17 protein-coding genes and 1 pseudogene are annotated in these 17,027 nt (G+C 66.9%); 6 read left to right on the top strand and 12 right to left on the bottom strand.

Annotated features, from left to right (window positions below):
- Nucleotides 1-4: 4 nt before the first annotated feature.
- Nucleotides 5-1,249, bottom strand: coding sequence for a YbfB/YjiJ family MFS transporter (locus ACOYR4_RS01500; protein WP_422848417.1), 1,245 nt, complete (start codon nucleotides 1,247-1,249; stop codon nucleotides 5-7).
- Nucleotides 1,250-1,321: 72 nt separating this feature from the next.
- Here ACOYR4_RS01500 and ACOYR4_RS01495 point away from each other — a divergent pair, with 72 nt between their 5' ends.
- The 3 genes from ACOYR4_RS01495 to ACOYR4_RS01485 all read left to right on the top strand — a co-directional run bounded on the left by ACOYR4_RS01495 (nucleotide 1,322) and on the right by ACOYR4_RS01485 (nucleotide 4,968).
- Nucleotides 1,322-2,206 (top strand): LysR substrate-binding domain-containing protein, encoded by an 885-nt coding sequence (locus ACOYR4_RS01495; RefSeq protein ID WP_422849613.1) that lies wholly within the window; start codon nucleotides 1,322-1,324, stop codon nucleotides 2,204-2,206.
- A gap of 31 nt (nucleotides 2,207-2,237) precedes the next feature.
- On the top strand, nucleotides 2,238-3,359 hold the full coding sequence (locus ACOYR4_RS01490) for an NAD(P)H-dependent flavin oxidoreductase (protein WP_422848416.1): 1,122 nt from the start codon (nucleotides 2,238-2,240) through the stop codon (nucleotides 3,357-3,359).
- A 700-nt stretch (nucleotides 3,360-4,059) separates the two neighbouring features.
- On the top strand, nucleotides 4,060-4,968 hold the full coding sequence (locus ACOYR4_RS01485; protein WP_422848415.1) for a proline dehydrogenase family protein: 909 nt from the start codon (nucleotides 4,060-4,062) through the stop codon (nucleotides 4,966-4,968).
- Between the two features lie 126 nt (nucleotides 4,969-5,094).
- Here ACOYR4_RS01485 and ACOYR4_RS01480 read toward each other — a convergent pair whose 3' ends face one another.
- The 9 genes and pseudogenes from ACOYR4_RS01480 to radA form a co-directional block, all read right to left on the bottom strand.
- Nucleotides 5,095-5,217: a hypothetical protein gene (locus ACOYR4_RS01480; RefSeq protein WP_422849708.1), complete on the bottom strand. Its 123-nt coding sequence runs from the start codon at nucleotides 5,215-5,217 to the stop codon at nucleotides 5,095-5,097.
- Nucleotides 5,186-5,434: pseudogene (gene tnpA, locus ACOYR4_RS01475) on the bottom strand (IS66-like element accessory protein TnpA); the annotation flags it as partial. The pseudogene tnpA and the gene ACOYR4_RS01480, both read right to left, overlap by 32 nt.
- 176 nt (nucleotides 5,435-5,610) lie before the next feature.
- Nucleotides 5,611-6,585 (bottom strand): glycosyltransferase, encoded by a 975-nt coding sequence (locus ACOYR4_RS01470; protein WP_422848414.1) that lies wholly within the window; start codon nucleotides 6,583-6,585, stop codon nucleotides 5,611-5,613.
- A 12-nt stretch (nucleotides 6,586-6,597) separates the two neighbouring features.
- The gene (locus ACOYR4_RS01465; RefSeq protein ID WP_422848413.1) at nucleotides 6,598-7,881 is read right to left on the bottom strand and encodes an O-antigen ligase family protein; all 1,284 of its coding nucleotides are present in this window, start codon (nucleotides 7,879-7,881) and stop codon (nucleotides 6,598-6,600) included.
- A complete protein-coding gene (locus ACOYR4_RS01460; RefSeq protein WP_309827386.1) occupies nucleotides 7,878-8,693 on the bottom strand; it encodes a glycosyltransferase family 2 protein in 816 nt (271 codons plus the stop codon). The genes ACOYR4_RS01465 and ACOYR4_RS01460 overlap by 4 nt, the downstream gene beginning before the upstream one ends.
- Nucleotides 8,694-8,708: 15 nt before the next feature.
- On the bottom strand, nucleotides 8,709-8,915 hold the full coding sequence (locus tag ACOYR4_RS01455; RefSeq protein ID WP_056057299.1) for a zinc-finger domain-containing protein: 207 nt from the start codon (nucleotides 8,913-8,915) through the stop codon (nucleotides 8,709-8,711).
- A 162-nt stretch (nucleotides 8,916-9,077) separates the two neighbouring features.
- A complete protein-coding gene (locus tag ACOYR4_RS01450) occupies nucleotides 9,078-10,016 on the bottom strand; it encodes a branched-chain amino acid transaminase (protein ID WP_422848412.1) in 939 nt (312 codons plus the stop codon).
- A 114-nt stretch (nucleotides 10,017-10,130) separates the two neighbouring features.
- On the bottom strand, nucleotides 10,131-10,550 hold the full coding sequence (locus ACOYR4_RS01445; protein ID WP_060985908.1) for a hypothetical protein: 420 nt from the start codon (nucleotides 10,548-10,550) through the stop codon (nucleotides 10,131-10,133).
- A gap of 49 nt (nucleotides 10,551-10,599) precedes the next feature.
- A complete protein-coding gene (gene radA, locus ACOYR4_RS01440) occupies nucleotides 10,600-11,979 on the bottom strand; it encodes a DNA repair protein RadA (RefSeq protein WP_209816535.1) in 1,380 nt (459 codons plus the stop codon).
- Nucleotides 11,980-12,093: 114 nt separating this feature from the next.
- Between radA and hpaI the strand changes: the two genes are divergently transcribed.
- The 3 genes from hpaI (at nucleotide 12,094) to ACOYR4_RS01425 (ending at nucleotide 14,640) form a co-directional block, all read left to right on the top strand.
- On the top strand, nucleotides 12,094-12,924 hold the full coding sequence (hpaI, locus tag ACOYR4_RS01435; protein WP_422848411.1) for a 4-hydroxy-2-oxoheptanedioate aldolase: 831 nt from the start codon (nucleotides 12,094-12,096) through the stop codon (nucleotides 12,922-12,924).
- 38 nt (nucleotides 12,925-12,962) lie between these two features.
- Nucleotides 12,963-13,940, top strand: a complete 978-nt coding sequence (locus ACOYR4_RS01430; protein ID WP_422848410.1) for a 2-dehydropantoate 2-reductase — start codon at nucleotides 12,963-12,965, stop codon at nucleotides 13,938-13,940.
- 76 nt (nucleotides 13,941-14,016) lie between these two features.
- Complete coding sequence (locus ACOYR4_RS01425; RefSeq protein ID WP_422848409.1) at nucleotides 14,017-14,640, top strand: glutathione S-transferase family protein; 624 nt, start codon at nucleotides 14,017-14,019, stop codon at nucleotides 14,638-14,640.
- Between the two features lie 76 nt (nucleotides 14,641-14,716).
- Here ACOYR4_RS01425 and ACOYR4_RS01420 read toward each other — a convergent pair whose 3' ends face one another.
- Together ACOYR4_RS01420 and ACOYR4_RS01415 are read right to left on the bottom strand one after the other, a co-directional pair.
- On the bottom strand, nucleotides 14,717-16,297 hold the full coding sequence (locus tag ACOYR4_RS01420; protein WP_422848408.1) for an ABC transporter substrate-binding protein: 1,581 nt from the start codon (nucleotides 16,295-16,297) through the stop codon (nucleotides 14,717-14,719).
- A gap of 88 nt (nucleotides 16,298-16,385) precedes the next feature.
- The gene (locus ACOYR4_RS01415) at nucleotides 16,386-16,994 is read right to left on the bottom strand and encodes a LysE/ArgO family amino acid transporter (RefSeq protein ID WP_295942621.1); all 609 of its coding nucleotides are present in this window, start codon (nucleotides 16,992-16,994) and stop codon (nucleotides 16,386-16,388) included.
- Between the last annotated feature and the right edge of the window lie 33 nt (nucleotides 16,995-17,027).

The following is a 17,027-nucleotide window of genomic DNA, read 5'->3' as shown; positions in this document are numbered from 1 at the left end:
CGAATCAGCGCGCCGCCGAGCGGGGCGCCAGGGGCCAGCGCCAGGCCATGGCGGCGAAGAGCACCGCCCCCACTCCAAGTGCTGCGGCCGCCACGGCCAGCCCGTAGACAAAGCCCTGCCCCTGCGTGGCCGCGTGGTGCAGCATCCACGCCACCATGGGCGGGCCCACGATTTGACCGATGCCGTAGGCCGCAGTGAGCAGCCCCGGAAAACTGTCGCCCGCCGCAGGCCACACCCGCCGCGCCTCCTGCAGCGCATAGAAGGTGATGGCCGTGAAAGGCAAGCCCAGCAGCAGGCTGCCCAGCGCAAACCCCACAGGCCCCGGCCACACCAGGCTCAGCGCGATGGCCCCGGCCTGCACCACGTAGGCCGCCATCAGCAGCCAGCGCCGGTCCCACGCGGCTGGGGTGCGGGTGGACAACGCTGCGCCCAGCGCCACCCCGGCACCAAACAGCGGCCAGAACAGGTCGGGCCAGGGCGATCCGGCAGGCAGCGCCGCACGCGCAATCACCGGCAAAAACGTGGCGGTGACGATGTACCCCAGCCCCGCAAGCCCATAGGCGAGTGTGAGCCCTGCGCGCGCCCAGAATCCGTGGCCGGGGGTGGAGCCGTCCACCACCAGGCCGGATGCCGCGGCCGACCCGGGCATCGCCACACCCCGCAGCACGGGCCAGATGGCGGTGCACAGCCCCACACTCAGCAGCCCGAACACCGCCCAGCCCGCTGCGGCGGGCCACTGCAGCGCCACCATGGCACTGGCCGACAGGCCGGTGAGCACGATGCCCAGCCCCGGGCCACAAAAGATCAACCCGCCCAGCGCGGGTTGGCCCAGCGCCACCAGCCGCAGCATGCACCACACCGAGACGTTCAAGAACACCAGCGCACTGGCCACCCCGGCCGCAAACCGCAGCGCGGGCCAGGTGCCCGGCAGCGGCAGCGCCATGCCCAAGGTGAGCAGCACCGTGGCCGCGAGCCCCCAGCGCGCCAGCCGCGCCGCATGCCACCGCTGCCGCGCACGGGGCGCTACCCAGGGCAGCGCCATGCAGGCCAGCGCCCCGATCAGGTACCCGAGGTAGTTGGCTGTGGCCAGCCAGCTGCCGCCGGCCAGCGTGACCACGCCGTCGTGCAGCATCATGGGCAGCAGCGGCGTGAAGGCAAACCGGCCCACGCCCATCGCCACGGCCAACGCGGCCATGCCCGCCAGCGCTACGGACAGGGGGCGGTCTTGGGGGGCGGTGCGCGGTTCCATGCGGGCGGTTTCCAGTCTATGATTCTGTTTTGAGATTTATTTTTTACTAATCATCTCATAACAAGAATCATGATGGATTTTGCAGCCCTCGAAATTTTCCGGGCCGTGGCGCAGGAAGGCAGCGTCACCCGCGCGGCCGAGCGGCTGGGCCGCGTCCAGTCCAACGTGACCACGCGCGTGCAACAGCTGGAAGAGCAACTGGGCGCCACGCTGTTCCTGCGCGAGGGCAAACGCATGGTGCTGACGCCTGCCGGGGAGGCGCTGCGCGGCTATGCCGACCGCCTGCTGGCGCTGGCCGAAGAGGCGCGCCAGTCGGTGCACCCCGGCCAGCCCGGCGGCCGGTTGCGCCTGGGCGCCATGGAAAGCACGGCCGCCGCACGCCTGCCGCAGCCGCTGGCCCGGCTGCATGCGCAATGGCCGGGGCTGGTGCTGGAACTGTCCACCGCCCCCTCGCGCCAGTTGGTGGAGCAGGTGCTGGCCCACACCATCGACTGCGCACTGGTGGCCTGGCCGCCGCCGGGCATCGACGCCGAGGCGCCGGTGGAGCGCACCGCCGTGTTTGCCGAGGCCCTGCTGCTGGCCCTGCCCGCCGACCACCCGCCCGTGCACACGCCCCAGGACCTGCAGCTGGACACCCTGGCCGCCTTCAGCCCCGGCTGCACCTACCGCCGCATGGGCGAGGCCTTCCTGCAGCAAAAGGACGGCAGCCCGCCGCGCGTGCTGGAGCTGGCCTCATACCACGCCATCCTGGCCTGCGTGGCTGCCGGGCGCTGCGCGGGGGTGGTGCCCCAGGCCGTGATCGACCTGATGCGCGAACCGCCTGCCCTGCGCCTGGTGCCCCTGGCCACCTGCGATACGGTGCTGGTGCGCCGGCGCGGTTACCAGTCGCCCGCGCTGGACGCGCTACACGCCGCACTGACCACCAGCGAAGCGCCCCGTCCCACTGCATACAACTGACCCCCTTTCCACAGATCGCACAAGGAGCCCCATGCCCGCCGCCTTCACCACCCACCTGGGCCTTGCGCTGCCCATCATCCAGGGCCCGATGACCGGGTCGGACACGCCCGCACTGGCCGCCGCCGTGTCCGAGGCCGGTGGCCTGGGCATGCTGGGCTGCGGCATGCGCTCGCCCGCCGCCATGGCCGAGGCCGCCGCCGAAGTGCGCCGCCGCACCGACCGGCCCTTTGGCATGAACCTGTTTGTGCAGGCTACGCCCACGCCCGACGACGCCACGGTGCAGGCCGCGCTGCAGCGCCTAGCGCCGCTCTATGCCGAGTTCGGCCTGGTGCCCGAGCGGCCCGCCCAGTGGTGCGAAGACTTTGCCGCGCAGTTCGACGCCCTCGTCGCTGCACGCCCGGCGGTGGCGAGCTTCACCTTCGGCATCCTCACGGCGGCGCAGGTGGCCAGGCTGCAGGCGGTGGGCAGCTACGTGATCGGCACCGCCACCACGCTGGCCGAGGCGCAGGCCTGGGCCGCCGTGGGCGCGGATGCGGTTTGCGCATCGGGCATGGAAGCCGGGGGACACCGGGGCACGTTCCTCACGCCCACCCAGCCCGGCGCCACCGGCGCGGCGCCGTCATTGGCCGACTTTGCGGCCAGCATGGTGGGCACGCTGCCGCTGGTGGCGCAATGCGTGCAGGCCTTGTCCATCCCGGTGATTGCTGCGGGCGGCATCATGGACGGGCGCGGCATTGCGGGCGCCCTGGCGCTGGGCGCCCAGGCGGTACAGATGGGCACGGCATTCCTCACCTGCCCCGAGTCGGCCATTGGCACCGCTTACCGCGAGGCCCTGACACGCGCCCAGGCCACCGACACGCGCACCACCCGCATCTTCTCGGGCCGGCCGGCGCGCGGCATCGTCAACCGCATGATGCAAGCCCTGCAATCCGACGAAGCGACCGTGCCGCCCTACCCCGTGCAGAACGCGCTGACCGGCGCGCTGCGCCGCGCGGCCGCCCAGGCGGGCCAGGCCGACTGCCTGTCGCTGTGGGCAGGCCAGGGGGTGGCCCAGGTGCGGCCCATGCCAGCGGCGCAGCTGGTGGCGTTGTTGGCCCAGGAGTGGCAGCAGGCTACCGCGCCGCGTGGCAACTCCACTATCGGCCACCAATAACTATCATTTTTATAGCATCAGGAGCATATTGAACTAGCGCTTGCGGCCAAAAACTCCATAGAAGCCGCGCAGTAGCCTCCCCGATATGAGCAGGGCGCTAAAAACTGGCGCGCTGTAAAGCACGTGCGTAAGCGACCGACCAACACATGTTGACCCATACGTGAGCCAATCCACCGAACTTAAGCCCCACTACCCCTTGTAAGCCATATGCGGATGCAGCTTCAAATGCCGCGCAGGCCTTGGCTGAGATCGACCCGCCACGCGGCGCACCAAGTACTTACCCAGCAGGCCCACAGCATGGGCATTCGACTCCTGCAAGCCTTTCAGACAGCCCCGCAGGACAAGCAGCAACACACGCGACAACCAGCGCTGCATCACCGCCGCCGCATAGGCCCCATGTAAGCAACCAGCGCTTCCATCTTGACCAAGTGATAGCGCCTCGTTCGGCCGACTAGAATCGCCTGACTCGGGCATGCATACGCATGTGCCGACCACTCCCAGAACCCCATGTACGCAGCCGCCTGGCCTCCGCTGGCCAACCGTTGATCACTCGCAGAGACGCAGCCGCTCACGCGGCTGCTCGCTGCATCAAGCCTACCAACAGTCGCCGTTGTGTAGGCAGATGGGTCTCGACCGCCAAAAGTGCGATCGTCCTTGCGTCCACCCGGTCATGACCCCATGGTTCGTTCACGGAGTTCTCATGTCTTTTTTCAATGCGATGGCCGTTCGCGCCATCCCCTGGATTCCCCGCGCCCTGGTGCGCAAGATCTCGCGCCGCTATATCGCAGGCGCAACGCTCGACGAAGCCCTCGCGCGCGTTCGACTCCTCAATACCAACGGCTTTATTGCGACGCTCGATGTGCTCGGCGAGGCTGCCTCGTCGTTGGCACAGGCGCGGCGCGCGACCGACGACAGCCTGCAGGTGCTTGAAGCTGTGCACGCCAGCGGGGTGCGATCGACACTGTCGGTCAAACCGAGTGCCTTTGGTCTCTTGCTCGATGTCGAGCGCTGCCAAGCACTACTCGACGAGGTGCTCTCTACAGCTGGCCGACTCGGTAATGCCGTTTGCCTCGACATGGAGGACGCGACCTGCACGCAGCGCGAGATCGATCTGTTCTTGGCTCTAAAGCTACGTCACCCGCACGTTGAGCTCGCGCTTCAGGCCTACCTACGCCGCACACCTGGCGATCTTGACCGCCTGTTGCCCACTGGCAGCAGCGTGCGGATTTGCAAGGGCATCTACCGCGAGGCGCCAGAGCACCTCGTCGATGGATCGGACGATGATCGCGCGGCAATCAACCCGCATTTCCTCGCTCACGTCGCACGCTGCTTCACGGCTGGCGTTTTCGTTGCAGTCGCGACGCACGATACCGTGCTTATAGACCAAGTGATCGCGCTGGCACGCAAGACCGACACCGACCCATCAGCTTTCGAATTCCAGATGCTGCTGGGTGTTTGCGAGCCGTTGCGCGACTCACTACGCCAGCAGGGGTTTGCGGTGCGCATTTACGTCCCCTTTGGCGCAGCCTGGTACGGCTACAGCACACGGCGCCTGAGGGAGAACCCGCGTATTGCGGGGTACGTCGCACGAGCGCTGCTGGGCCTTTGATCGCAGGCACATAGGCATGGTACGAGCACGCTGCGCCGAAGACCGAAACCACACGCGCCAGCGCCGTCTCGGTGCCCGCTCGCATGCCCAGCGGCTCGGTCGCCAGCCACAGGGCATCCATCCGGATCACTTGAGCAGATCTTGCATCCACATGGCGCACTGCTCGGCTACGGCCAGAGGCCAGGTCACTGAGACGCTGGTGAGGCCACGGTGCAGCTCGATGCGGATGTCTGGTGCAAGGGCAAACACCCCGGGGCGGCAGCGGCACCGGAACAAATGCAGGCGCCTGCAGTGACGGCAGCGGGCCACCAGTTTGACGGCGCCATGTGTGCACGACGTTGGCGTTGATGCCGTGCGACAGGGCAATACTGACCACCGATGCACCCGGCTCGATGCACTGAGCGAGGATCTGCTGCTTGAGTTCGGCGTCGTACCTCCGACGGGTCTTCTTCGTGGCTTCATTCATGGTGTCCATCTAAATCACTTGGTGGACACCATCGTTGCCGCTTAGGCCAATCCCTTCAAGGGTGGGATGGCCGCGCGCTTACGCGCGTGCCACCGTGGAGCTGGCTCTGCCAGGCCACGGGTGGCATCCCCCTCCCGCAGAAGAGGGGGAAGGCGCGAAGCACCTCAGAGAATGCCTCACTGCCGCCAGGGCAGCTCGCGCGCGGGGCCCTGAATCATGGGTGGCTGGGCATTGAGGGTTTCGCCCGCCAGCACCCGCTCGTACATGCGCAGGTAGTTGCGCGCCATGCGCTCGGCGCCAAAGTGCTCCACCACATGCTGGTGGCAGGCGCGCGGGTCAAAGCGGTTGCCCCGCACCGCCTCGGCCAGCACCGACGCCTGGTCTGACAGTACGCCGCAGTGCACGGGCACCAGCTCGGGCAAGGCGCCGTAGGGGGTGGAAAACACGGGGCAGCCGAAGTACAGGCTCTCGATCACCGCCAGCCCGAACGGCTCGTGCCAGCGCACCGGAAAGATCAGCCCGCGCGAGGCGTTGAGCAGGCTGGTCTTCTGCGTGCCGCCCACCATGCCGTGGAAGTGGATCTTGCGCGACAGCGTCCAGCGGAAACCGCGCTTGAAGTTGATGCGGTTGCCGCCCAGCACGTCCAGCTCCACCCCGGCCATCTTGGCCACCTTGATGGCGCCGCGCACGTTCTTCACGCCCCAGGCCGCCTTGCCCAGGAAGTGGTAGTGCGAGCGCGGGCGGTCAAAGTCCACCGGGCCATAACCGGCCCAGTCCAGCCCGTTGTAGACGAACTCGCTGGAGCCATAACGCGCCGCGTGGTCGCGCGACAGGAACACCGTGTTGCGCGGCAGCGGCTTGGGCTTGCGGGCGTTGCCGTGCTCAGTCACCAGGTAGGGCTTGGACAGCTCGGAGCGCGGGTTGAACTGAAAGTGCGTGATGTCCACGTCGGCCGGGATCTGCCCCTCCCAGGGTTCGTCCGGCCGGATGGGCAGCACCTGGCCGAAGTCGCAGGTCGAGCCCTCGGGCACCAGATAGCTCACGCGGTGGCCCTGCTGCACCAACGTCTTGCCCAGGTCCCAGATCACGCGCTCGGTACCGCCGTAGCCGTACACCGGGATGGGGGAGTTGTTGACCAGCAGGATGTGCATGGCAGAGGTCCTTCAGGAAAGGGAGGCGGCTTGCCCGGGCGTTTGCAGCCGCAGGCGCTCGCGGCCTTGCAGGATGGCCAGCACCAGCATGCCCATGAACAGGTAGAACATGGTGCCGCTGTTGTGCCCCAAAAACACCTGTGTGGTGCCAAAGCCCATATACGACACGGGCAGCAGCACGCCGATCATGCGCAGGCACAGTCCTTCAGCATCGAGCACGCCCGCAGCCCCCGGGAACACGCGGCGCCGCGTGGGCCAGAACAGCACCAGCGGCACCCCATAAAAAATCAGCAAGACCACCACGCCCGGGATGCCGCGCTTGGCAAAGATGTCCAGCAACTCGTTGTGGGCGTGGCTGAACTGCAAAACAATCGGATGCGCCTCGCCCGCAGCCACCCGCCGCTGTTTCTCGGCCTCGTACCCGTAACGGCCCCAGCCGGTCCAGGGGCGATCCAGGCCCATGCGCCAGGCCAGGCCCCAGTGCGCCAGACGCTGGCCGACCGAACTGGCCGCGTCGCCCCGCGACTCGTACTGCGTGATCTCCTGCCGCGCCTCATCCACGCGCAGGCGCACCTCGTTGGCCTTGAAGGCCATCAGGCCCACCGCCCCCAACACAACCAGCACGGCACCGACGATGGCCCTGCGGGGTTGGCCGGTGCGCCCCTGTAGCCAGACGCACAGCAGCAGCGCCATGGGCAACACCACCCAGCCCCCGCGCGACTCGGACAGCAGCGACCCCTCCAGGCCCAGCAGAATGCCCACCGCCCAGCCCGCACGTTGCCAAGGCTTCCAGCGGTCCCACAGCGCCAGCAGCGCCACCGAGCACATCAACCCCAGCAGCAGGCTGAGCCCGCCGTACTGGATCGCATTGGTAAAGCCGTTGGCGCGTGGCAGGTGAAGTACCAGGGCCTGGTACAGGCCGATCAGGCCCGCCCCGCAGGCGCCCACGGCAATACCGGCCCAGAGCCAACGCACCCGCGGGGGATAGGCCAGCACGTACAGCAGGCACGGCAGCGCCAGCAGGTATTTGGCGGGCCGGTCCAGGTTGGACCAGCTGCCCTGGGCCGGGTCAAAATCCAGCGCCCAGACCGTGCCCATCGCCACGATGGATCCAAAAAGCAGCCAGGCATCGCGCCCTGGCCGGCGCCGCAGCCACACTCCGGCGGTGGCCAGGCTGCACAACAGCAACACCACCGCGCCCCACGAATAGCCCGAGCGCACCCACAGCGCCAGGCCCGGCACCATGAACGCCGCCACACCCGACAGGCGCACAAAAAGATCGTCAGTTTTGGTCAACGGCGCACGCTCTCACTCAGTTGCTGGTGGTCGTACTCCAGGGCGGCGTACCGGAAGAACGCCTCCAGCGCCACAAACAGGCAATACAAAAAACCGGCCCCGCCACACAGAAAACCCAGGCGGAACACATACAGGCGCAGGAACATGCTGGTGCCCGAGGCCAGGCCGCGCACCACCCCGCCCTTCTTGCCAGTCGCGGCCCGCTTGGCAGCGCCGAGCATCGCGTACTGCGTGAGCTTTTCCAGGCTGCCGCGCACGGTGGTGCGCGAGTAGTGCAGCAGCCGCGCTTCGATCAGGCGGCGCGGCACGGCGCCACCGCCCGGTGGTGGCAACAGTTCGGCCTGCTCGTGCACCACGCCCGTGAACTCGCGGACCATGGCGCGCACGAACAAGCGCTCGATCTGCGATTGCGAGCGAAAGTACTTGAGTTCGTGCCCGTAGGCCACCATGCGCCAGCGGATGGTCCACACGGCCTGCGCGCCCGAGCGCACGATGGCCTGCAGTTCCTGGGCGAACGCCGGTGTCATCACCTCGTCGGCATCCAGGAAGAATATGTAGTCACCCCGCGCATGGGCCAGCAGCCGGTTGCGCTGCACGGCAAAGCCCTTCCAGTCGGGGTAGCTGTGGACCTCCGCGCCCAGGCGCTGGGCAATGGCCACGGTGTCGTCGGTGCTGCCGCTGTCCACCACCAGCAACTGGTCGGCAAACGCGGCGCTTTGCAGGCAGGCTTCGATGCGGTGCGCCTCGTTGAGGGTCAGCACCGCCACGGTCAACGTGGGCGGCGCCGCTGCGCCGCCGGTTGCAACTGGCATCAACCCATCAACCGGTCAGTGGCCAGCGTGCACATGCTCTCCGGCCTTCAGCCGGTACACCGTGCCGCAGTACGGGCACTTGGCTTCACCCGTGCGGGCCACGTCCAGGTACACCTTGGGGTGGCTGTTCCACAGCTTCATGTCGGCCTTGGGGCTGGGGCAGAAGACGCCGCCTTGGGCATTCAGGTCTTTGGCCAGGAGTTCTACGGTAGCTTGTGACATAGGGTTGGGTTCTCTTTGGCGCACTCTGGGGTGCGGTGCTTGAAATTGGCCACGTCCTCGGCCAGCGGACGCCGTGGAAGGGCTTTGCCCGGCCACTGGCGCCGTCTCCCGTCCCGGCGCAGCCGAGAGAAGGGGGAAGCCGCGCAGCGGCTCAGGGGGTTGTCACACTTTCGTCAGCCAGTGGGCATATTTGGGATTGCGGCCGTTCACGATGTCGAAGAAGGCGCTTTGGATTTTTTCGGTGATCGGGCCGCGCGATCCGCTGCCCAGCTCGATCCGGTCAAGTTCGCGGATGGGCGTGACTTCAGCGGCCGTGCCAGTAAAGAAGGCCTCGTCGGCGATGTACACCTCGTCGCGCGTGATGCGCTTTTGCACAATCTCCAGGCCCAGGTCCTTGGCGATGTGGAGCACCGTGTTGCGGGTGATGCCATTCAGGGCACCGGCCGACAGGTCGGGTGTGTAGATCACGCCGTTCTTGACCACAAAGATGTTTTCGCCAGCGCCTTCAGACACAAAGCCCGAGCTGTCCAGCAGCAGGGCCTCGTCATAGCCGTCGTCCGTGGCTTCCATGTTGGCCAGGATGGAGTTGGTGTAGTTGCTCACCGCCTTGGCCTGCGTCATGGTGATGTTGACGTGGTGGCGGGTGTAGCTGCTGGTCTTGACGCGGATGCCACGCTTGAGGCCTTCCTCACCCAGGTAAGCGCCCCAGGCCCAGGCAGCGACCATCAGGTGAATCTGATTGCCCTTGGGCGAGACACCCAGCTTTTGCGAGCCGATCCAGGTCAATGGGCGCAGATAGCAGGATTCGAGCTTGTTTTCGCGCACCACGGCCTTCTGGGCCTCGTTCACTTCTTCCTTGGTGAACGGGATCTTCATGCGCAGGATCTTGGCGCTGTTGAAGAGGCGGTCGGTGTGCTCTTCCAGGCGGAAGATCGCCGTACCGTTGGCGGTGTTGTAGGCGCGCACGCCTTCGAAGGCGCCGCAGCCGTAATGCAGTGTGTGGGTCAGCACATGGATCTTGGCGTCGCGCCAATCGACCATCTGGCCGTCCATCCAGATCTTGCCGTCACGGTCGGCCATCGAGGGAACTACGGGGCTCATGGGTGTCCTTTGGTTGCTGTGGGTCGCAAAAGCAGGATTTTACGGGCCCCCAGCCCGCCAGGAACGGCAGCCCGCCCGTGCAGCGCAGCAAACCCGCCGGAACCCGGTCGAGGCCTACGCCCCCTGGGCGGGGGTGTCAGCGTCTGCCGGTGGGCGCTCCAGCGTCCACTTCACCAGCTTGCCCTGGCGAAATTCACAGGTCACGTGCGAACGGGTGCCGTCGGTCCAGCGGTAGATCTCCGGGTCGGCACCTTCGGCCGACAGCAGCTCGCCCAGCGCCTGCGTCATGGCCACCACATGCATCAGGTTGACGCCCTCGGCCAGCCGCGCATTGAGCATCACGGCGCTGCCGACGTAGCCAATGGGGCGCTTGGCGGCCTTCTTCATCACATTGACCAGCCGCGTGAAGTGCAGCAGCGCCCACATGACCAGCCCGCCCACGACCGCCGCCACGCCCGCCCAGCCATAGGCCGAGAAACCAAAACCGATCAGGGCCACCGCCCCCAGGGGCACCAGGATATTGCGCAAATTCATAGGCTGAGATTGTCTTACGGCCTCAACGGTGTGCGGCTGTGGGCATTGCTTACAGCCCGCGCACGACGTCCATGGCCTCTTCCACCCGCTCCACAGCGTGGATGGTCAGGCCCTCGATGGGCTTTTTGGGCGCGTTGGCCTTGGGCACCACGGCCACGCTGAAGCCCAGCTTGGCAGCCTCCTTCAATCGCTCCTGCCCCCGGGGCGCAGGCCGCACCTCGCCCGCCAGCCCCACCTCACCAAAGGCCAGGAAGCCCCTGGGCAGCGCCTTGCCGCGCAGGCTGGAGGTGATGGACAACATCACCGCCAAATCGGCCGCAGGCTCGCTGATGCGCACACCGCCCACCGCGTTCACGAACACGTCCTGGTCCATGCAGGCCACGCCCGCATGGCGGTGCAGCACGGCCAGCAGCATGGCCAGGCGGTCCTTGTCCAAGCCCACGGACAGGCGCCGGGGGCTGGGGCCGCCGCTGTCCACCAGCGCCTGGATCTCGACCAGCAGGGGGCGTGTGCCCTCCAGCGTCACCATCACGCAACTGCCGGGCACGGGCTCGGAGTGCTGGCTCAAAAAGATGGCGCTGGGGTTGCTCACGCCCTTGAGGCCCTTTTCGGTCATGGCGAACACGCCAATCTCGTTGACGGCGCCAAAGCGGTTCTTGATGGCGCGCACCAGGCGGAACTGACTGTGGGTATCGCCTTCGAAGTACAGCACCGTGTCCACCATGTGCTCCAGCACGCGCGGCCCGGCCAGAGCGCCCTCTTTGGTCACATGGCCCACCAGAATCACGGCGATGCCCGTGCCCTTGGCCATGCGCGTGAGGTGCGCTGCGCATTCGCGCACCTGGGCCACTGACCCCGGCGCGCTGGTGAGCTGGTCAGAGTACGTGGTCTGGATGGAGTCGATGACCACCACGGCGGGTTGCGTGGCGTCCACCGTCGCCAGGATCTTTTCGAGCTGGATCTCGGCCAGCAGCTGCACTTGGCTGCCCTCGATGCCCAGGCGGCGTGAACGCAGCGCCACCTGCGCGCCGCTTTCCTCACCCGTCACATACAGCGTGGGCAGGCCCGCGCGTTGCAGCGCGTCCATGGCCTGCAGCAGCAGGGTGGATTTGCCAATGCCCGGGTCGCCGCCGATCAGCACCACGCCGCCCTCCACAATGCCGCCGCCCAGCACGCGGTCCAGCTCGTCGATGCCGCTGGGGGTGCGGGCCACGTCCTGCGCTTCAATGGCCGCCAGCGGCAGCACGGGTTGCGCGTTGGCCAGGCCCGCGTAGCCTTGGGGCGTGCTCAGACGGTTTTTGCCTGGCCCGGCCTCGGCCACCTGCTCGATCAGGGTGTTCCAGGCGCCGCAGGACGGGCATTTGCCCAGCCAGCGCGGGCTGGTGCCGCCGCATTCGGTGCAGGTGAACGTGGTTTTTTCTTTGGCCATGGCAGGTGTCGGTGGGCGAACGCAAAAGCAGGGGCAGCCGACTATAGCGACCCGCCCCGCACACAAAGACATCAGCCCGTACGATGGAGGGCTTGGCACCGCACGGAGTTGACATTGCAGACACCCACCAACCGCTTCAAACAGGCCATGGCGCAAAGCCAGGCGCAAATCGGCCTCTGGCTCGGGCTGGCCAATAGCTACAGCGCCGAAATCCTCGCGGGCACCGGTTACGACTGGCTGCTGGTCGATGGCGAACACGCGCCCAACGACCTGCGCTCCATCCTGCACCAGCTGCAGGCCATCGCCAGCGCCACCAGCGCCCTGCCCCCCGGAATGCAGGCGCCCCACCCCATCGCCCGGGTGCCGGTGGGTGACACGGCCCTCATCAAACAGTACCTGGACATCGGCGCACAAACCTTGCTGGTGCCCATGGTCGATACACCCGAGCAGGCCCAACAACTGGTGCGCGCCACACGCTACGCGCCCGAAGGCGTGCGCGGCATGGGCAGCGCGCTGGCCCGCTCGTCGCGCTGGCAGGCCTACCCGCAGTATGTGCACGAGGCCAACCAGCAGATCTGCCTGCTGGTGCAGGCCGAGACCGTGGAAGCCATGGCCAACCTCGACGCGATTGCCGCCACGCCCGGTGTGGACGGCGTGTTCATCGGCCCGGCCGACCTGTCGGCCTCGATGGGCCACCCGGGCAACCCGGGGCACCCGGATGTGCAAGTCGCCATCCACGACGGCATCACCCGCATCCTGCGCGCGGGCAAGGCGCCGGGCATCCTGGCCACCGCCGAATCACAGGCGCGCCAATGGCTGGCGGCCGGGGCGCTGTTTGTGGCCGTGGGCGTGGACACCATGCTGCTGGTGAGCGCTGCGCAGGAGCTGCTGGCACGCTACCGCAGCGCGCCAGACGCCGCCCCCAACCGGCCCGCAGGCTACTGAACGAACTTTTCTTCTTCCAGACCCAAGGACAGACATCCATGAAAGCATGTATTTACGGCGCGGGCGCCATCGGCGGCTGGCTGGGCGTGGCCCTGGCGCAAGCGGGCCACACCCTCAGCATGGTAGCGCGGGGCGACACGCTGCGCGCCCTGCAAGCCGAAGGGCTGCGCCTGCGCCGCCCCGACGGCACGCTGGCGCAGGTGGCCGTCACGGCCCACAGCGACCCGGCAGCCCTGGGCGTGCAAGACCTGGTAGTGGTCGCCGTCAAGGCGCCGGGCCTGCCTGACGTGGCGCGTACCATGGCCCCGCTGATCGGCCCCGACACCATCGTGCTCACCGCCATGAACGGCGTGCCGTGGTGGTTCCTCGATGGCTTTGGCGGCGCGGCGCAGGGGCGTGCCGTGGAATCCGTGGACGCGGGCGGCGTGATCGCCAGCGCTATCCCGACGAGCCATGTGCTGGGCAGCGTGGTGCACACCAGCTGCTCGCTGGAGGCGCCGGGCTTCGTCAAACAACATTTCGGCAATCGCCTCATCGTGGGCGAGCCCGATGGCAGCCGCAGCGAGCGCTTGCAAGCACTGGCCGACACGCTGCAGCGCGGCGGCATCGATGTAGAGGTGAGCACCACCATCCAGAAAGATATCTGGTTCAAGCTGTGGGGCAACCTCACGGTCAACCCCATCAGTGCCCTGACGGGTGCCACCACCGACCGCATCTTGGACGATGACCTGGTGCGCGGCTATGTGAGCGCCGTGATGCTGGAAGCCAAGGCCATTGGCGAAAAGCTGGGGCTGCCGATCGACCAGCAGCCCGAGGACCGCCACGCCGTCACGCGCAAGCTGGGCGCGTTCAAGACCTCGATGCTGCAGGATGTGGAAGCGAGCAAGCCCCTGGAGATCGACGCCCTGGTGGGCGCCGTGCGCGAGCTGGGGCAGATCACCCACACGCCCACGCCCCACACCGACGCTTTGCTGGGCCTGGTGCGGCTGATGGCGCGCACACGCGGCCTGTACTGATTCATTTCAAGCAATATCGGCTGCAGGCGCTAGTGAAATATGCGCAGGCAGCTATCTAATTAATAGCAATTTAATCATGACCCAACTCACGCTGTACTACACCCCCGGCACCTGCGCGCAGGCCGTTCGCATCGCTTTGGAAGAGGCGGGCGCCCCCTACGACCTGGTGCGCGTGGACTTCGCCGCTGGCCAGCAACGCACACCCGAGTACCTGGCGGTGAACCCCAAGGGCCGCGTGCCCGCGCTGGCCACGCCGCAAGGCACGCTGACGGAGACCCCTGCCCTGCTGGCCTATGTGGCACAGAGTTTTCCCGAAGCACGCCTGGCGCCCGCCGACGCCTACGGCTTTGCGCGCCTGCAAGAGTTCCACAGCTACCTCGCGTCCACCGTACACATCGCCCATGCCCACCGCCCCCGCGCCAGCCGCTGGGCCGACGAGCCCGAGGCGCAGACGGCCATGCAGCGCAAGGTGCCGCAGAACATGACGGAGTGTTTCAACCTCATCGAAAGCCACTACCTGCCGCAGGCGGAACAGGGCCCCTGGGTGATGGGCGAGCAATACACCGTGGCCGACGGCTACCTGTTCACCATCGGCACCTGGCTGAAGAGCGACGGCGTGGACATCGCCCAGTTCCCGAAGGTGTTCGCGCACACGCAGCGCATGCTGCAGCGCCCCGCCGTGCAGCGCGCAATGGCCTGATACGCCGCCTGCGGACGCAAAAAAGCCCCGGTGCTTCGGGTCAGAAGCGCCGGGGCTTTTTTGTTGGCAAATTGAATCAGTTCACCTTGAGATACCGCCAGTCGATGCGGTTGTCCGCGCGGTGGATGATCTCCACCTTCTTGGTGCCCGCCCACGGGATCACCTGGTTGTACAGCGGGATGTGCGACACCAGCTCATGCTCCTTGATCAGCGCCTGCTCGATCAGGCCATTGCGCGTCGCAGTGTCCGTTTCCTTCTTCACGCGCTCGATCAGCGCGTCCATCTGCGGGTCGGAGAAGCGGCCCAGGTTGAAGTTGCCATCGCCCCCCGCGCCGGGCGAACGCACCAGCGACTGCAGGCTGTAGAACGCATCGAACGTGGGCACGCCCCAGCCCAGCAGGTAGATGCTGGCTTCGTTGCGCTGGATCATCGGGAAGTAGGTGGCAAACGGCAGCGAGCGCAGCTTGGCCTTCACGCCCACCTTGGCCCAGTGCGAGGTGATGGCCTGGCACAGCTGCTCGTCGTTGATGTAGCGGCCTGCACTGCAGGCAAAGTCCACCTCAAACCCATTGGGGTAGCCCGCATCGGCCAGCAGCTTTTGCGCGGCCTTGGGGTCGTAGGGGTAGCGCACATCGGCCTTCTTGGTCCAGCCGTTCACCTGGTTGGCGATCAGCGTGCCCGTGGGCTGGGCCAGGCCACGCAGCACCACGCGCTGGATGGACTGGATGTCGATGGCCTGGTACAGCGCCTTGCGCACGCGCAGGTCCTTGAGCGGGTTCTTGCCCTTCACGTCCGAGCCGGGCAGTTCGTCGCGAAACTGGTCCAGGCCCAGGAAGATGGTGCGGTACTCCGGCCCCTCCAGCACCTGCAGGGTGGGCGTCTGCTTGATGCGCGCCAGGTCTTGCAGGCTGGGGTCGATCACAAAGTCCACCTCCCCCGACAGCAGCGCCGCTGTGCGCGTTGCGTCGGCCTTGATGGGGGTGTAGACGATCTCGGTCAGGTTGGTGGGGTACTTGCCCTTGCCCCACCAATGCGGGTTGGGCTCCAGCACCACACGCTGGTCGGGCGTCCACTGCTTGAGCTGGTAGGGGCCAGTGCCCAGCGCATTGCGGTGGGCAAAATTCTCATCCTTGGTCTTGATGTCCTTGGGCTCGACCGACTTGTTCTTTTCGGCCCAGGCCTTGCTCATGATGCGCAGCTCGGTGAGCTGGTTCACCAGCACCGGGTTGGGCAGATCGGAATGGATGTCGATGGTGTAGGCATCGACCTTTTCCACGCGGTCAATGCCTTGGGTGTAGACGGCGAAGTTGGAGCTTTTGGCCTTGGCCCGCTCCAGCGAGAACTTGGCGTCGTCCGCGGTGAACTCGCTGCCATCGCTGAACTTCACGCCCTTGCGCAGCGTCAGGCGCAGCTGCGTGGGCTTGATCAGCTTCCACTCGGTGGCCAGCGACGGCTCGGGCTTAAAGGTCTTGCTGTTGTATTCGACCAGCGTGTCGTACACCGCGCCGTGCATGGTGTTGTTCACACCCACGTTCTGGGTGTGGATGTCCCAGGTGGAAATGTCCACCGAGCGGGACCAGCGGAAGGTCTTGGCCTGTGCGGCCAGGGGCAGGGCCGCAACAACGGCGGCGGCCAGGAGAAGGTGTTTGAAGCGCATGGACGGGAGGATAGGCAAAAACGCCAAAAAATGCTGAATGACCGCACTATCCCCCAAGCAACGCTGCATGGGAACGAACTTATCGTTCTTAGCTTAGAGCCATCACCCCCGCCAGCACCAGCATGGTGGTCGCCGTCACCCCATCCAGCACCCGCCACGCCGCCGGGGTGGCAAACAGCGGCGCCAGCCAACGGGCGCCCAGGCCGATCAACAAGAACCACAGCGCGCTGGCCAGCGAGCCGCCTGCGGCAAACAGCGCACGCCCCCAGGCCGGGTACGGCGTGGCCATGGTGCCCAGCAGCACCACGGTGTCCAGGTACACATGCGGGTTGAGCCAGGTGAGTGCCACCACGGTGGCCAGGGTGGTGCGCAGGCTGGTACCGGGGCCGCTGGTGGCGACCAGCAACTGGCCGGGGCGCAAAGCGCGCGCTGCGGTCTGTGCGGCGTAGACCAGCAAAAACAAGGCGCCCGCCCAGCGCATGAGCTGCGCCCATTCGGGCCGGGCCAGCAACACGCCGCCCATGCCCCACACGCCTACCTGCAGCAGCACCGCGTCCGACAGCGCGCACACTAGCACCACGGGCATCACATGCTCGCGCCGCAGGCCCTGGCGCAGCACAAACGCGTTTTGCGCGCCGATGGCCATGATGAGCATGGCGGTGGAAGTGAAACCGTGGACGAAGGCAGTGGAAACCATGGGCACGGATTCTGGTGAAGGCATGGCGTTGAC

The sequence above is a fragment of the Acidovorax sp. M14 genome (genome assembly GCF_049331375.1).
In the GTDB taxonomy this organism is placed as follows: domain Bacteria; phylum Pseudomonadota; class Gammaproteobacteria; order Burkholderiales; family Burkholderiaceae_C; genus Acidovorax.
The sequence above is the reverse complement of the archived record's forward strand: the minus strand, read 5'-3'. Positions and strand labels throughout refer to the sequence as shown.

What these genes read in the sequence shown, in the direction of transcription:
- ACOYR4_RS01470 (WP_422848414.1), bottom strand. Translation starts at nt 6,585, where the DNA reads ATGCACATCCTGCTGGTCAACAACTCCCCCATCCCGGTGTACGGCTAC.
- ACOYR4_RS01495 (WP_422849613.1), top strand. Translation starts at nt 1,322, where the DNA reads ATGGATTTTGCAGCCCTCGAAATTTTCCGGGCCGTGGCGCAGGAAGGC.
- ACOYR4_RS01420 (WP_422848408.1), bottom strand. Translation starts at nt 16,297, where the DNA reads ATGCGCTTCAAACACCTTCTCCTGGCCGCCGCCGTTGTTGCGGCCCTG.
- ACOYR4_RS01460 (WP_309827386.1), bottom strand. Translation starts at nt 8,693, where the DNA reads ATGCCAGTTGCAACCGGCGGCGCAGCGGCGCCGCCCACGTTGACCGTG.
- ACOYR4_RS01485 (WP_422848415.1), top strand. Translation starts at nt 4,060, where the DNA reads ATGTCTTTTTTCAATGCGATGGCCGTTCGCGCCATCCCCTGGATTCCC.
- ACOYR4_RS01430 (WP_422848410.1), top strand. Translation starts at nt 12,963, where the DNA reads ATGAAAGCATGTATTTACGGCGCGGGCGCCATCGGCGGCTGGCTGGGC.
- ACOYR4_RS01450 (WP_422848412.1), bottom strand. Translation starts at nt 10,016, where the DNA reads ATGAGCCCCGTAGTTCCCTCGATGGCCGACCGTGACGGCAAGATCTGG.
- ACOYR4_RS01455 (WP_056057299.1), bottom strand. Translation starts at nt 8,915, where the DNA reads ATGTCACAAGCTACCGTAGAACTCCTGGCCAAAGACCTGAATGCCCAA.
- ACOYR4_RS01415 (WP_295942621.1), bottom strand. Translation starts at nt 16,994, where the DNA reads ATGGTTTCCACTGCCTTCGTCCACGGTTTCACTTCCACCGCCATGCTC.
- ACOYR4_RS01500 (WP_422848417.1), bottom strand. Translation starts at nt 1,249, where the DNA reads ATGGAACCGCGCACCGCCCCCCAAGACCGCCCCCTGTCCGTAGCGCTG.
- radA (WP_209816535.1), bottom strand. Translation starts at nt 11,979, where the DNA reads ATGGCCAAAGAAAAAACCACGTTCACCTGCACCGAATGCGGCGGCACC.
- ACOYR4_RS01490 (WP_422848416.1), top strand. Translation starts at nt 2,238, where the DNA reads ATGCCCGCCGCCTTCACCACCCACCTGGGCCTTGCGCTGCCCATCATC.
- ACOYR4_RS01445 (WP_060985908.1), bottom strand. Translation starts at nt 10,550, where the DNA reads ATGAATTTGCGCAATATCCTGGTGCCCCTGGGGGCGGTGGCCCTGATC.
- ACOYR4_RS01425 (WP_422848409.1), top strand. Translation starts at nt 14,017, where the DNA reads ATGACCCAACTCACGCTGTACTACACCCCCGGCACCTGCGCGCAGGCC.